The organism is Camelimonas lactis, from assembly GCF_004342915.1.
GTDB classification, from domain to species: domain Bacteria; phylum Pseudomonadota; class Alphaproteobacteria; order Rhizobiales; family Beijerinckiaceae; genus Camelimonas; species Camelimonas lactis.
Map to the genome: position 1 here is coordinate 1 of NZ_SLWL01000032.1, position 14,426 is coordinate 14,426.

General features: G+C 62.0%; 16 protein-coding genes. 9 read left to right on the forward strand and 7 right to left on the reverse strand.

The window, feature by feature from the left end; all coding sequences use genetic code 11:
- The first annotated feature begins 65 nt into the window (after positions 1 to 65).
- Positions 66 to 461, forward strand: coding sequence for a hypothetical protein (locus EV666_RS17560; RefSeq protein WP_132010879.1), 396 nt, complete (start codon positions 66 to 68; stop codon positions 459 to 461).
- 364 nt (positions 462 to 825) lie between these two features.
- Here the strand turns inward: EV666_RS17560 and EV666_RS17565 are convergent, their stop codons facing one another.
- Together EV666_RS17565 and EV666_RS17570 are read right to left on the reverse strand one after the other, a co-directional pair.
- Positions 826 to 1,710 carry a tyrosine-type recombinase/integrase gene (locus EV666_RS17565; RefSeq protein ID WP_132010881.1) on the reverse strand — a complete coding sequence of 295 codons (885 nt, stop codon included), beginning with the start codon at positions 1,708 to 1,710 and terminating at the stop codon, positions 826 to 828.
- The gene (locus EV666_RS17570; RefSeq protein ID WP_132010883.1) at positions 1,707 to 1,916 is read right to left on the reverse strand and encodes a hypothetical protein; all 210 of its coding nucleotides are present in this window, start codon (positions 1,914 to 1,916) and stop codon (positions 1,707 to 1,709) included. The genes EV666_RS17565 and EV666_RS17570 overlap by 4 nt, the downstream gene beginning before the upstream one ends.
- Before the next feature lie 549 nt (positions 1,917 to 2,465).
- On the opposite strand from EV666_RS17570, the gene EV666_RS17575 reads away from it, so the two are divergent.
- Entirely contained in the window at positions 2,466 to 3,188 is a 723-nt protein-coding gene (locus EV666_RS17575; protein ID WP_132010885.1) for a hypothetical protein, read from the forward strand.
- Positions 3,189 to 3,529: 341 nt separating this feature from the next.
- Here the strand turns inward: EV666_RS17575 and EV666_RS17580 are convergent, their stop codons facing one another.
- From EV666_RS17580 to EV666_RS17595, 4 genes are read right to left on the reverse strand one after another with little or no spacing between them, the layout of a single operon-like run.
- Positions 3,530 to 6,232 (reverse strand): hypothetical protein, encoded by a 2,703-nt coding sequence (locus tag EV666_RS17580; RefSeq protein WP_132010887.1) that lies wholly within the window; start codon positions 6,230 to 6,232, stop codon positions 3,530 to 3,532.
- Between the two features lies 1 nt (position 6,233).
- Positions 6,234 to 8,420 (reverse strand): hypothetical protein, encoded by a 2,187-nt coding sequence (locus EV666_RS17585; RefSeq protein ID WP_132010889.1) that lies wholly within the window; start codon positions 8,418 to 8,420, stop codon positions 6,234 to 6,236.
- An 8-nt stretch (positions 8,421 to 8,428) separates the two neighbouring features.
- Entirely contained in the window at positions 8,429 to 8,710 is a 282-nt protein-coding gene (locus EV666_RS17590) for a hypothetical protein (RefSeq protein WP_132010891.1), read from the reverse strand.
- Entirely contained in the window at positions 8,707 to 8,901 is a 195-nt protein-coding gene (locus tag EV666_RS17595) for a hypothetical protein (RefSeq protein ID WP_132010893.1), read from the reverse strand. Before EV666_RS17595 ends, EV666_RS17590 begins: the two co-directional genes overlap by 4 nt.
- 239 nt (positions 8,902 to 9,140) lie before the next feature.
- On the opposite strand from EV666_RS17595, the gene EV666_RS17600 reads away from it, so the two are divergent.
- From EV666_RS17600 to EV666_RS17620, 5 genes are all read left to right on the forward strand, one after another.
- The gene (locus tag EV666_RS17600; RefSeq protein WP_132010895.1) at positions 9,141 to 9,701 is read left to right on the forward strand and encodes a hypothetical protein; all 561 of its coding nucleotides are present in this window, start codon (positions 9,141 to 9,143) and stop codon (positions 9,699 to 9,701) included.
- Between the two features lie 26 nt (positions 9,702 to 9,727).
- Positions 9,728 to 10,006 (forward strand): hypothetical protein, encoded by a 279-nt coding sequence (locus EV666_RS17605; protein WP_132010897.1) that lies wholly within the window; start codon positions 9,728 to 9,730, stop codon positions 10,004 to 10,006.
- Between the two features lie 508 nt (positions 10,007 to 10,514).
- Positions 10,515 to 11,066, forward strand: coding sequence for a helix-turn-helix domain-containing protein (locus tag EV666_RS17610; RefSeq protein ID WP_165910076.1), 552 nt, complete (start codon positions 10,515 to 10,517; stop codon positions 11,064 to 11,066).
- A gap of 362 nt (positions 11,067 to 11,428) precedes the next feature.
- Complete coding sequence (locus EV666_RS17615; protein ID WP_132010901.1) at positions 11,429 to 11,722, forward strand: BrnT family toxin; 294 nt, start codon at positions 11,429 to 11,431, stop codon at positions 11,720 to 11,722.
- On the forward strand, positions 11,676 to 11,954 hold the full coding sequence (locus EV666_RS17620; protein ID WP_132010903.1) for a hypothetical protein: 279 nt from the start codon (positions 11,676 to 11,678) through the stop codon (positions 11,952 to 11,954). The genes EV666_RS17615 and EV666_RS17620 overlap by 47 nt, the downstream gene beginning before the upstream one ends.
- 1,222 nt (positions 11,955 to 13,176) lie before the next feature.
- Here the strand turns inward: EV666_RS17620 and EV666_RS17625 are convergent.
- Positions 13,177 to 13,734 (reverse strand): hypothetical protein, encoded by a 558-nt coding sequence (locus tag EV666_RS17625; RefSeq protein WP_207906450.1) that lies wholly within the window; start codon positions 13,732 to 13,734, stop codon positions 13,177 to 13,179.
- Positions 13,735 to 13,893: 159 nt separating this feature from the next.
- Here EV666_RS17625 and EV666_RS18805 point away from each other — a divergent pair, with 159 nt between their 5' ends.
- Together EV666_RS18805 and EV666_RS17630 are read left to right on the forward strand one after the other, a co-directional pair.
- Positions 13,894 to 14,019, forward strand: coding sequence for a hypothetical protein (locus tag EV666_RS18805; RefSeq protein WP_280990851.1), 126 nt, complete (start codon positions 13,894 to 13,896; stop codon positions 14,017 to 14,019).
- A 38-nt stretch (positions 14,020 to 14,057) separates the two neighbouring features.
- Positions 14,058 to 14,300, forward strand: coding sequence for a hypothetical protein (locus EV666_RS17630; protein ID WP_132010905.1), 243 nt, complete (start codon positions 14,058 to 14,060; stop codon positions 14,298 to 14,300).
- Positions 14,301 to 14,426: the final 126 nt, after the last annotated feature.

Sequence of the window (14,426 nt, forward strand, 5' to 3'; positions counted from 1 at the left end):
CCACGATGCCGTGGAAATGCTGCCCATGATCGCGTGGAACGCGCGCCCATCATCCGGTGGAATCAGTGCCCACCATCCCGTGGAACACGCACCCACCCGGGGCCGGCCTTATCGCGCTGTCGAGCCAGTGGCCCATGCCGCTGCCGGACCATCATCTGAGCGAACTGTCGATGGGCGACCTGTCAAAGATGTATGAGACGTATCGGACAGCCGCCGAGGTGTTTCGCGGCCGGGCTGGACAGCCTTGGGCTGAATACCTGCCCGCCGGGGACATCCTGGACAACGAGGCAGAGCGCTGCCTGCGTGTCATGTGCTGCATCTTTGAGGAAGCCAGGCAGCGGCGCATGTCGCCAAAGGACCCGGAGGCCCATCACATGGCCAAACTATATGCGCTGCACGTGGCCGATGAGGAAGATGATATCGCGGAGGCCGCCGCATTCCTGTCCGGCTTCGCAAAATGAAGCCGGCCCCATCATTGAAGCCAGACAAATCCGCCAGGCGATAACCCCGGCGGATTTTTTTTGCATTTTCTGAAAAATAATTCCCGAAACTGCAATTCAGAGACGTTTAGAACCATAAATATAATAGAACCAACAATTCATGGAGGTTCAGAATGCCATAACTGGAGTAAATCACATGAGCATAAACCTATTCGACACTCAATCTATATATAACGCATTACTCGCTGAACTCATCCTTCTTGTTTTGGGCGGGCTGTTTTGGATGGCGGCACCATTCCTGAAGAAACTTGTTTTAATGGCGTTTCTCTTACTTATGCCAATCCAACCTTCCGCCTGCGACCCGCCGCCGACACTCCGCTACGCCTCATACTCCCAGGTATTTGGAGGAACTGTCGTTCGGCCGGGCGTGGAGATACCGGCCCGTAGTGGCGACGGACGCATGCCCAATCGTATCCTTTACAAGGTGGATGGGAGCGCCACGGTCCAGACTGTGGCTGGCGTGACAATGGCGCAGCCAGTGCGCTGATGTTTCCGGTGGGAGGCCGGCGCGATCCGCCGCCGCCTTCACGATGCGATGGACCTGCGTCGTCGTCAGGGGCGCACGGCCCTTGCGCGATTCAAACACAGCGCCGTCCGGGTCGGCGTCGGACGGGCGCAGCCCCGCCAGTTCGCGCCACGTCCGGACGCTCAACAGAACGACGCGCGTTTTCCCGCCCTTGCCGTGGATTGTCACCTGTCCGGCGTCATCCCGGGGTGACAGGTCGCGCCAGCGCAGGCCGCAGGCTTCGGAGATCCGCAGGCCGCCGCCATACAGCACCTTCAGAATGGCGCGATTGCGCGGGTTCGCCTCCAGCTCCAGCATCCGGATTACGTCGGCCTCCGGCAGGATGCGTTCAGCCAGCGTGTTCTTGACCGATGGCGCTTTCACGACCTTTCCGACGTTGAAGCGGATGTACCCGATTTCCTGCGCGAAGCTCAGGAGGCTTTTGACGGCGGCCGTGGCGTTCGCCCGGGTCGCCGGGGCCTTTCCTGCCAGCGAGGCCAGATAGGCCTGAACGTCGCCAAGCCGGATCGCGGACAGCGGGACGCCCACGAACGCCATGAAGTCATCTGCGCGGCGGCGATAGTTGCGGCGGGTGTGGGGGCTTTCGCTGCGCTCGATCCACATGGCGACCAGATGCGCGTCGTTGTCGGCCTGGCTCGGCATGACGGCGTCTGGCTGTCCGATGACGGCGGGGAGGTTCGTCATTTGGAACAGCCTATCGTCCAGAGGCCGAAGCTGCATCCAATGGACAGGAAGGCTTGCGCGCCCTGAAAGAACGCCGCTCCGGTGACAATGATGGCGACCGTCACCTGTCCGACTGTCAGAACGAGGCGATTTTCGGTCTTTACCGGAGCACCCTTCCAATAAAGCCGGTTTTGGTCATCGATGCTGAACCCATTTTCTGGGCTCATATCGTTCCATGTTAACCCGCGCCGCGCCATTCCAGCCCCCAGCCAAATTCGAATGTAAGATAATGTTACTTGTCTGACATTCAGGCGTCAAGAATCCGGCGGGGAGTGAAAGGGGGTTAAACGGAGTGAAAACGAGTGAATCGGAAAATGCGCGCGCGGGTGTGGATGGTTGAGGGAAACTCGCCCAATTCACCGCCGCGTGGTGGGAATACAACGGGTTTTAAGGGGGCTTGTGGAGCGTAAGTGAACACGCCGGCTTGATCCGTTTGACAGAATCCGCCTCGTCGCGCCCAATGGCTGATCCGTTCGCAGGATTCGCGCGGCGGCATTTTTTAGGAGGCTGGTCGAGCAGCGCCAGAAAAGCAAAGGCCCCCAGGGCTGGCACCCTAGAGGCCTTTAAATCGATTGACGGTCCTGAGCCCCGTAAGGCGGTTCACGTCTCCACTGACTAGGACCGTCCCATGACTCAATTTCCGAGTCAAGCGGATTGCATGCGCTTTCCGCAACGATGCTCTATGGCCTGAGCGATCCCACGAGATGGGGTCTGAAATGGAAGTGGAACGGATCGCGGCCATCGTCGATGGCGCGCGGACTATTGGCCGGCTGGACTGGGCGTCCGGCAGGATCTGGCATGCCTATGCCGCGGGTGAAATTGGCGAGGGACAGACACAGGCGCTGGCTGACAGGATCGCCGCCAGAAAGGCGGAACTGCGCCCGGCACCGCGTCAGGTCGGGCAGGTCGCTCGCCAGTCAATCTTCCCGCCACGCAAGCCCCAGAAGTCCCCGGATCGCCGGGCCTCGCTGATGAGACGGCGGCGCATGGCGTCATCAGGGCCATTGCCTCCGCAGCTCGCGGCACACTTCACCACGGGCCAGCTCGCCGTCATGCGGGTGGTGAGCGATGAAATGCGGGACCGTGGCCAATGCGCCGTCACTATCGCGGAAATCGCAGCGCGCGCCGGGGTGTGCCGGGCGCTGGTTCAGCAGGCGCTGCATGTTGCTGCCGGCCTCGGCCTTCTGACCGTTCAGGAGCGTCGCCGGCTGGGACAGAAGAACCTGCCGAACCTTGTCAGGATCATCAGCGCGGCCTGGCTGGCGTGGATCAAACGCGGACCGAAGTCATCGCCTATGGCCGTCCGGCTTGGCCCTGACGCCATAGGGTCTATTTCCGTCGCCCCCCCGAATACGACCTATAAAAAAGGCTCTGCGAAAGACTGCTGGAGCGGAAACGGTGGGGCTATATCCCACTGGTCGCGGAATGGGTTAGGGTAGTCCATGAGGAACTTCATGGGGCCGAAGCTATGTCACGCCTGATCTGGATGGGGGTCCAGGCCGTTTTCGTTGGGTGGCTGACATACGGGATTTTCCGCGAACATCCTGCCGAGCCGGTGACGGTCATCGGAACGTTCTTTGTCGCCCTCGTGTTCTGCGCGTTCCTGACGGCCATTCTGACGCGGGTTTGGGATAACGCGCGGTTCAACCCGTCGCGCGCTATCGTATGGCTGGTGTCCATTTTGAGCGTTTCCGGGGTCATAACGGCCATTGCGTGGGTGAATAGCGGGCAAGGTGACCTAGGCGTTTTTGTCATTGTCGCCATGGCAGTTGCCCTTGCGTCACTTGTTGTTGTTCCCCTTGTCAAAGGCCTGCTTCCCAAGGGCCGTCAGGCGAGCCGCGAGATAGATGGACTGGGGACTGCCGGCCTCGGATCTGGCCAACGCCTTGAGCGCAGGAGCGACCTTGGGGTCGGTAACGATCCGCGCTAGCTGCTCGGCGTTCTTGCCTGCTCGCCAATCGGTCCAACTCTGGCCGATGTCTTTGGGAATGCGGACGCCGCCAGTGGTGATGTGTTCTGTCACCTTGCCCGTGATACTGGAGCCGCCAGCCAGGTCCTTCTGCCCCTGAATCTTGAACGCCGTGTCGGACCCCGGACCCGGCCGCCATCTGGTCGTTTCCAGAATTTCCAGCATGCGTTCAAAGCCGGGGAGGATGTCGTCACCATCCTTCAGCCCCCGGATCGCAGCCCGCATATTGGCGGCCTTCTCTGAATTTCCCATCAGTTCCGTGACGAACCGCGCGCCGCCGTTCACGTTCGGGCCACCGGTCAGCTCGCGAGCTGTCCTGTTGAACACCTGCTCGACATAGGTCCGGACAAGCTGGTTCGCGACCGCTGGTTTCTGTGCGGACAGCGCCTGGACCGCCTCGAATGTCTGCTGGGAGTTGCCGGGAAGCGGGTTCTCCGGAAACAGCGCGTTGACGGCTTTCTGTGTCGTCATGTCCCGTTTGGCCAACCCGCCAATGAGAGACTTTTCAATCTTCGCCAGCCCGTCGCGCGATGCGGCGATGTCCAGAAGCCGCTCTTTCGCGGCAGGGAACTGGGCGAACACATCCTCCTGCTTCCGGACGGCGTTCCTGATGCCGGCGGCCGATACATCCAGCCCCCGGCCCTTCATCGTGTCCAGCACGTCGGTCACGAGCCGGGATTCCATCGCCTCCCGGGCGGCCGGCGTAGCCACCTGATTGAAGGCGCGGGCGTCTGAAGCCGAGGATAGGGCGTCGGGGACGCGCTCTGGCGGCATGGTGAACTGCTTGTTGAACTGGTCACGCTCGATGACGCGTCCCGGGCCGCGCGCGGCGTCGAATGGCGCCAGAGGCTCGCTGGCCGCCTTGAACCCCTGCCTGGCCTGACCGTAGAGCGGGACAGCTTCCAACGCCTGATCCAGCGTGTTCACCACGCCTTCCAGTTGCCGGGCCGTGTCATTGGCCCCGGCGCGCTTGGCCTGGCTGATAAGGTCGTTGATGGCGACACGCGAACCGTGAAGGCCTTCAACGCTGCTGTCGAGAACGCCGTCTGGCGTCATCAGGGCGCGCTTTGCCGCTGCCAGCCCATCGCGTACGGCCCCCTTGGCCGTGGCCATGGCCGCATCGATCCCCTGAACGACCGGCGTAGGATCGACCTGGGCAAATTGCGTCGCCCGGTCGCCCACAATCTGAAACCGGCCGGACTGGTTGTTGTCGGCCAGCCATTGCGCCTTCGCCGCGTCCCGCTCGCCCTGGTTCAGGATGATGGGAATTTCCCGGCGGTTCAGCGCGGTTGCCGTGCCTTCTACCTCCCGCAGGCCTTCGTTCAGCGGGACCGTGGCCGGCGCATTGCGAGCAGCGGCGTAATCCTGATCCCCGAGCGCAGCCCTCATGCCCTCGCGGCGCTCAAAGACGTTCTGCAGTTCGTCCTGAATGGTGCGGCCGGCCTGCTCCGGCGACGTGCGAGGGCCGGCCCGCCAATGAGCCTGAGAAAGCGCCTGCCCTTCCGGCGTGGCGTCGACGGCAGCGCGCGCGGCGGCCGATACATCGTCTCCGAGGGCGCCCGGGTTCTGCGGCGCGGCCCCCAGGTCATCAAAGGCAGACCGGGCGGCGTTCTCCACCTGGCCGGGGCGCGCCGCGTAAAAATCATCCATGATCTGGGAGGCCTTGCCGCCGTTCCCCGCGACAACAGCCTCCATGCGGGACAGGTTCTTGGCCCGGCCGCCAGTGACCTGATTGAGCGCCTCGCCCAAGGTCAGGTTTACGCCCTGCTCCGCTCCCCGCGCCTGCAAAGCCAGAGCCGCGTCGTATTCCGCCTCGCTGACCCCCTTCAGGCTATTCGACAGGACAGACTGCACGCCCTTGGGCACCTGCCATGCCGCCGTTGCGAGGCCCCCGCCCAGCGCTCCAGCCACACGGGCCCATGGCTCCGCATCCGTCCCTTTTGTCACCTGCCCCGCAGTTTCGCTGACCAGAGCCGGGATTGCGAACTGCGCGACGCGCTGGGCGGCCGTTCCTTTTGTCAGAAGGCCGCCGCCGGCAAACTCACCCAAGGTTTCAGCGTACTGGCCGGGGAGCGTCTGCGGCTTGTGCGTGGTCTCTTTCAGATAGTCGCGAACAGCGCCCTGGCCGGCGTCAATGGCGTTGGTAACGACTGCGGAGCGGGACGCATCCGCCTCTCTGCGGGCCAGTTCCTCTGGCGAGGCTTGGTCGAGTCCGAATACCGCCCGGCGACCAGCTTCAAGCGTATCAACGGCATAATCAGCGCCGCCTTTCAGAAGGCTTCGCATCATCCTCGGCACGGTCAAAGGCAGCATCGCCATTTCAGCCGCGCCTTTGACGATGCCGGTTTCCGTGGACATGACCACGTCGTTGAGCGTGCCGGAGCCCTGTGCGGCTGCGTGGGCGCGGTCGGCAGCATCGAACTGGTCGAAAACGTTCACAGAAGGCTGGCCCGCCCCCTGTGACGCTGCATAAGCCCTGTCAGCAGCTTCAAACTGATCGAAGACGTTTGCCATATCAGCGCCCCCCCATAGCCCGCGCCGCCGCGCCGGCCCCGTATCTGGCGTCAAACTGGTCGCGGAACTGCGGGTTGCTTCTCAGGTGCTGGACGGCCTCAGGCGACGGGCCGAGCGCGGCCGGCTGACGTTGCTGGCCCTGCTGCCCTTGCTGCTGTTGCCCCTGCTGGGCGCCGGGGCGTGCGCCGGTGATGGCCGCCGCCTGCTCGGCCAGGTCCGCGAAATGGTTCTTCGACCCGACCTGATCCGCCCAGAGCATTTCGAAATCATCGAACGATCCGGATTTGTTGGTGTGCTTCCACTGCCGCCACGCCTTCGCCTTCTCGATGTCCATCTGGGCGGTTCGGCGCGCAGCCTCCATGATGAGCTTGTTGCCGCGCGGGTCGTTGGCGAGTTGGGGGACGGTTCCAGTGATGAACTGGCGGTCAGCGTCGGAGAAGTTGTTGGCCGGGAACCCGCCAGCGCCAATCATATCGATGACCATGCGGCCGGCGATGGCATTCAGGGCCTGAGCATCGCCAACTTTCTTCGGGTCGAGCCCCATGCTGTTCAGGAAGTCGTCATTCACGCCGAGGGCCTTGCCCCAAGCTCCCAAGTTCATTCTGGCCGGGGCCATTTTCCCGGTTTCAACCTGCTCCATCAGGACTTCCATCCGCCCGATGCGTTGGAGCTGTTTCACGCCGAGACTGGCGGCGCTCATGGTCTCTCCGGCGCGCTTGCCGGCCGCCTGCCCGATGGCCTTGGCTTCCTCGCTCTCGCCGCGCATATCGACAGTGGTTTTCTGCGCCTTGTCGGCTAGGAACTTGTCAAATGACCCGGTGTAGCCCTGCTCCCTGGCGTAGTTGTACTCCGTGATGTTAGCGGTCGTTTCGCCCCGGGCGAGGTCGCGACGCGCCTTCTCGTTGCTCAGCCGCTTGCCTTCGATATCAAGCTGCGTCACCGGATTCGCGTTCTTCAATTCCTCCTGAAGAACCATCTTCGCCACTTCCTTGCGGCTGGCTGAAGCGCTGCTGTTCATGACTTTCATGGCGGCCATGGCGCGCGGCGTGATACGGGTTCCGGCCGGGACTACCTGACCCGTGCCGGGGATCTGGAACGCCTGCTGCGCTTCCATTGCGCCCTGGGCCGGCATGTCGGCCTGCGGCTGACCCTGCTGGCCGCCCTGCGCGACCTGAACGTATCGCTCGCGACGCTGCTCAAGGCTCTGGCGCTGTTGCGGCGTCAATTCTTGGTCATTCAACAGGCTATCGATGCGAGCGATGCCGGCGCGGGCCTGATCTGGTGTCGTCGCGCCAGTCTGGGCCTGGGCAACCTGCGTTGGCTGTTGCGCGACATCGCCAATAAGCCGCTGGGCGTTGGCTCGATGGTCAGCCATCTGGTTCGTCCACTTATCGCGGACATCGCCAGGCGTTCCGCCGGCCGCAGTGTCGGACGCTGCGTAGCGCCCCGGCGAGCCGGCATTGATCGTGGAATATAGATCCAGCCCGCTCATACCGGGTCTGAAGCCCCTGGCCGTCAGGTATTTGGCGACCGCGCCGTTCGCGCCAAGCTGCGAGCCAAGCGGGTTATTCCAGTCGACGCCGTATTCCTGGGCCTGCGGCTCTCCGAACTGGATCAAGCCGCGATGCTGGCCCCATTTCGTTTTTGGCCCGGCCTTTGTCGGATCGAATGTCCCTGCCGTTTCGAACGAGATGGCGGTAGCCAGGTCAACCGGATCGGCGCCGATGGCCTTCGCCGTTTCAATGATGCCAGTCCGGAGCGCGTCAGGACTCCCGCCAATGCGGGCGAAGCTGGGAAGGTTGCCGTTCTGGTTGTAGCGCCCGAGATCCGCCAGTGTCCCGCCGCCGCCGTTCTGTCCGGCCGGTGCACCGGCTCCAAGGCGGCCGATACCTCCCAGAGTACCGTCCCCGAATTGCGTCGTCTGGAGCGGAGCCCCACCCAGCATCAATGACATGCTCTTGTCAGCTGCCGCGTTGTCGGCCTGCTCGCGCCCCATGCCCAGCAGCTTCAGGCCGGAGTCGAAATCGCCGGCTTTGAACGCCTTGGCGGCTGCGCCTGAGAAATTGCCCGCCAGAGCATCCTCACCGATGCCGGCGCGCTGCTTTTTCAGGGCGGCGGCTTCGAAGCTGTCACCGAGGCCGGAAAGAGCGCTGTTCAGATTCCGGAACGCGCCGGAGAAATCATACACTGGTGCCATTATGCCTGGCCCTCGCAGTTCCGGACCTCGTGATACGCCTCGTAGGACCGAAGAAGCTGGTCCGCGTGGAGCGAGATGTTGCCGATGGTCAGCCACAGTTCCGGGTTGTCGAACTGGCCGTGGCGCATGACGTAAAGCGTCTGGTCGACGTTCGCCCTGATGCGCTCAAGCTCCTGCACGCAGGTCACAACATGGCGCTCGATAGGAACGCGCGGCGGCTTGCTCTCCTGCGTCGCTTCGCTGGCGGCGGCGGTCGTGGGGGACGCAGTGTCCATGCTCATTGCAGGTCGCCTTTCCCGCCGTTGTCGTTCGCCGCGGCCCCTGCCCGCTTTCGCGCAACCATGGCGCGGAGCTCCCGGCGCAGAAATTCTGAGACGTTTGTCCCGTCCTGGTCCGCCAGCTGACGCAGCGCGGCCCGCAATGGGCCGTCTGCCCGGATTGTCATTGGTGCTTCGGAGTAGCGCGCAGTCATGGTCGCTCCTGATTTGTCTGAAACACAGACTACAGGAATCGTATAAGATATTGAATTATATAGTTTTAACCAGCTTTCACTCGTTTTCACTCCCCGTACCAGCGCGGGCCAGCGAACCATCGTTAACGGGCGGTTAACGGCCGAATCGGCATGATGCCGCCGCCGGTGATGACGCCGGTGTCGTCGCCCGTGATATCGCCGGTGTCATCGCCAGCGACGTCACCGGTGCTGGGGGTGATATGGAAACCAAGCTGCTGACCTATGCCGAGTTGGCCAAGGCGCTCGGGATCAATGCCGCCAGCGCCAAGCGGCTCGCCATCCGCAAAGGGTGGAAAAAGACCATCGGGAACGATGGAAAGGCGCGGGTGTCTGTCCCGGTCGAGCGATTGGACCAGTCAGCAGGTGACAACCCCGGGGGTGACGCCACCGGTGATGTCTCTGGTGTTATCGCCAGTCCTGTCGCCGGTGATGACCCTGGCGCTGTCACCAGTGATGTCCCCCCTCCCCTCGATGGCAGCCGGCAGCTTCTGGCCTATCTGGAAAGCCGGGTATCGGAATTGACCGGCGAGCTGAAAGAGGCCCGCGAAACCATTGTCAGCCTGAACGAAACCGCCAAGCGTGTTGAAGGCCTTCAAGCCGAGGCGAAGGGCCTTGAGGCGCTACTGGAAGCCGAGCGGAAGCGGTCGGATGAGCTCAAGGCCGAAACAACGAAATGGCAGGATCAGGCGGAAAAGGCGCTGGCGGCCCTGCCTGCGCCACAGCCAGAGCGCCGCGGGCTGTTCGCTCGCCTATTTGGCTGACAGAATGGCCCGAATAGGGGGCAACAATGATTTTTGGCGAAGACGGAAAGAAGCAGCCCAAGGTTGAGTGGCAGGTTGCTGGCGCGTGGAAACTGGCGTGGATTCAGGACCGTCGTGGGACTGATAAAGACTGGGCTGGCACGGGCCGCTATCTCAACGTGGTGAGAACCGAAGGGCCAGGCTGCGGCCCCGGCGGGAATGCCACAGACTTCCCGATTACAAGCGCTCTGTCTGACAGGCAGATACTGACGGCCTTTGTTCATGCCGTTTCTGCCGTGACCGGCCAAGCCATCCCAGACAAGTGACCGCGTTCGCTTTTACGGCGTCCAGAAACTCCCGCGCGTAGGGCGCCTGACAAAAATCATCCGCGTGACCGCCTCGCAAAATTAGGCCGGCCTCGTGCGTGCGGGCGCGTACTGGTCCGAAAACTCGCGCCGATGGCCGGGGTATCAGTTCAGTTGACACCCCTGTCGTCGCTCTTTCCGCTCGCGATATGACTTCAGATAAATCGGTGCGTCCCTCGCGTGATGATGTCCGATAAATCGGTGCGGCCGGTTTTCTGCGGGGGTATCTGTTCAGGATAGACCCTTTGGCAATGAGCGCCGCCGGCCAGAGAGGTTCTCCCCAATCTCGGGGAAAACCGTCATTCTGCTCGCGTGACGATAGTAGATAAATCGGTCCATCGCCTCGTCGACGGCTCGCGCCGTGAAGCGGACCTGAAGCGGATTGAAGCGCTTTCCGCTCGCGAGGTGACTTCGGATAAATCGGCTGGCCAGCCATGTCATGGCCCCAGCCCGGACCTGCGGAGCTCATATGACATCGCTTACGCATCGCCCGGTTGTCCGCCTTGCTCTCAGCCGAGCAGAAGTCGCCCTTTCAATCGGCGTCGGGGTTAACACGATTGACGTCATGGTTGCTGGCGGATTTCTTCCTCCACCGAGGAAATGGCATTCCGAACGGTTGTGGCTGGTTTCTGAGGTTGAGGCATATCTGAAGGCATGGCCAACCGAGGGCGAGGCGCGGCCTGAAGGGAGCCCGAGCGCCATCGATGACCGGCCATTTTCGGTTGAGAAGCTGGCCAAGCGCTGGGGCTGTTCCGCAAATCACATCCGCCACATGGTGAACTCGAAAGAGTTGCCATCCTTTCGCGTTGGAAGGCTGATGCGCATCACGGCGCAGACCGTTATCGAGATAGAAAAACGAGCAGCTGACTTCGGAGGCTCGCAGCTTGGCTCTCCTGACGCTGGGGGCGATTCTGGCTCCGGGGCAATCGTCCGTGCGGACAAGGACGGACCGCCTGTGATTGTCCTAACGCACTCGAAGCCACGCCAACGTGGCCCTAGAAAGCTGCCTTCCGGCGAATAAGCCGTGGTGCCAGAGAACAGTGCCTATTCGGCCGGCATTGTTGGCTTTCCCGGCAGTGGTTGCGGTCCCCAATTTCGGTGAGCTCAAATTGGCTCGATACAGGCCGGATCCCGTGCGCCTGCACGCCTACGCGCGCCCGCACTCTGTGACAAACCCACCTAGATAAGGCTCAGCTTCAGCTGACCAGTGAGAGGAGGCGCCAAGGATCATTGATGGTTGACGAGTATATATTTTTTGCATATATATCTGACATCGGGCTTTGCCCGGATATGCCCGGAAAGATCACCACCAAGGGGACCCGTCGATGCTGACGCAATCAATCAATCAGCGCCCACCGCCAGGCGCACTTGGTGGAGAACAATATGCTTTTCGAAAAATTCACATGGGACCCGAAGAAGGACGAGGCTAATTATCAAAAACACGGCGTGGACTTCTTGTTCGCGCAGGCGATTTTTGAAGGCCCCGTCCTGATTGGCCCATCGGATCAGATGACGCACGGGGAGGAGCGGTGGACGGCTCTTGGGATGGTGAACGACCAGCTTCTGATGGTTGTCTTCACCATGCGGAATGACGTCGTTCGCATAATCTCCGCGCGGAAAGGAGGAGACAATGACCGGAAAAAGGTCACCCGTCTTTTCTCGCCAGGAACTTCATGACAAGCGCGCCAAGGGCGAAGGACGGTTCAATCCTGAAGCGCCCGCTGGGCCGGATCTTGGCCCAGACTTCTGGGGCAACGTCACTATGGTGAAGCCTTCCGAAAGGAAGGGCGTTCTGCTCAAGCTGGATGAGGATCTGATTGAGACCTTCAAGCGGCTTGCTGGCGGGAAGGGTCATTTGACCCTGATGCAGAACGTGCTGAAGTCCTTCGCTGACGCACAATCGAAATAAGGGCGGCGCTATTTCTGCCGCTCTCGCGCTTGGCTCCGGGTCGCTCCACGCTATCGGATAATCCGATGGTGCGGTTGCGGCCCGCGCGCGCACTCTGCGCAGAAACTCCCAGCAGGCCTGTCGCCAGTCCCCGGTGATAGGCGGTGACAGCGGGGAGGGCAGGCGATAAAAAACCCTTATCCAGAAACAGTTTCAGACCGGTGACACCCCCGCTGGACGGCCTGTCACTGGCCTATCTGCTTCCGCAGCAGGGGCGCATCGCGCGCGGGCATGGGCGCGTACTGGTCGCGAAATTGTCCAGCCTGGCTCTCGCGCTCGCACGTGCGTACTGGCAGCGAAATTACGCCACTGGCGCAGGCTGTTGTCATTTCGACAACCCCTTGGCGCGGGTGCTGGCCGCCGCTCAAAGGTCCAAGTCCGCCCCTGACCGCTGCTGTATGGCTGCTACCTATGCCCCGGCGGGGCGACCAGTCAGGATCATCGCGTGCGCGCGCATGTACTGTCCGGAAACTCGGATGCCTTCCTGACGAGCGGAGTGCCCGTTTTGCCCGATTTTGCGAGAAAATCGGCCTCAACACATTGAATAATAACGGTAAAACGGAATGCCCGTTTGTCGAAATCGATCTGAAACACGGCGGCACTGCGCGTATTGCGCAGAAAATCCGCATCTAGGTTCCGACGTATTCCACCGGAACCTCCAGCTTGTTGCCTCGCGCGCGCACCTTGTGGCGAAATCCAACGCTTCCCGATTCTATCTCACCGCTCTGGGGCTCCAGAAAAATGACCCAACGCTTTTTCCATTCCTGCGAACCTCGCTTCGTTTTGGATACGATTGATCCTGGCTGGTGGGGTCGAGAAGTTTCCCGCCAAGGGAGCCGCCATCCTGAATGGAACCGGGAACGGGTACTGGAAACCATTCGCCAGCGCGAATACGCCCACCTCCCATCGCGTTTTGGCAGCATTTTCCTATTTGACAGCCTTACGGCAGCGGATAGCTACGCCGCCCAGTATCAGGGGCACGCGAACGCTCCGCCGAGGGCCCTGCTGGAGGTCGAGGTTTGCAACCAGATGGCCCCGGTTCATCGGGCGTGGTGGGGCCCGTTGAGGCCATATGATCCCGGTGGAGATTGGGCGCGCCGCTACTGGAATGGCGATTGCATTGGCATTGCGAGTGATGGGTCCGCACTTCACGAGGTGCTCGTTGAAAGCCCCGTGAAGGTAATTAGACGCATCCGCTAGCGATGCGCGATGGCGGCACCTGCCAAAAGGACGGATTTCGTACTTTTGCCCGGCTGACATCAGACGAAATTCGTCGGATGTGCGCCCCGCAAGGTCCCTGCGGATTTGCAGGAACCTCATTAGGTGGCGGCGTGGAAACCAGCTCCCTGGCCTGTTTGTCGGACCATTCGGCCGGCCGCCTGTTCTTCAGCCAGAAAATCGCGGCCGTGGTGTCTGGCGGGTACTTCCGGACATACGGGATGGCGACGTGCCGGCCATCTGCCGCCGCGGAGATCCTGACGGCGGGATGGCTGTATCCCACGGCACGCCGATAGAGGGCCTCGGCAACATTGGCGTCGGCAACCAGCTTCCCCTTTTTTACGGCGTCACAAAATTCCGGGTTGCCGCGCTTCCAGCGGTGCACGGTCTGCCGGCTGACGCCAAAGAAGTCCGCCAGATCCACGTCAGTCGCGCCAAGCCGGCATAGCTTCTCAGCCTGCGTGACAAACTCCGGCCGGTATCGGGACGGCGCGCCGCGCGCTGGCTGGTGATCATGCTGCATTTCGTTCCTCAGGCCGGCTTCGGGTTTTCGCGCGCCAGGTGCCGACGGTATTGGGGCTGACGCCGCACCGGCGGGAAATCTCGCGGTCGGACAGTTCGGGATGTCCGCACGACCTACGAGGAACCATACGGCGCGATTTGCGGCTGGGATCGCCCGGCCGTGTCGCGGGATGGCGCGGCCGAGGCTCTCCGGCTGGCGATGTCCGAACTGGACATGCTCGATGATGATGACGCGCCAAAAGTCATGATCAGGGCCGCCCTTGGCTATCTCGAAGCCGCGGCCTGACCGGCCATCCAGACAGAACAGGAATGGAGGGGCCAGACATGCCCGCAACCGTAACCATCACCGAAGACCACGCTGTCCGGATCCACGAACTGGCGCGCCGGCTGGACATCATCGTTGAGGATCTTCTGAGCGATATGACCGATGTGGTGAAGACACTTCCCGCCGACCTGGCCGCTGTCGCCCAGCGAGAGTTTGAACGCATGCCGACCCTTATCAGCCTCGCTGACGAAAGCGTTTGCGAGCTGCTGGGCCTGACGAGAACCATCTACGGGAAGTTCTGACCGCCATGATGAACGCAAACCAGAACCCACCCGTGCGGATTCCACGGATGATGGGCATCGATTCCACGCGATCGTGGGCATGGATTCCACGGCATCGTGGGCATCGATTCCACGCCTCGGGCAGCC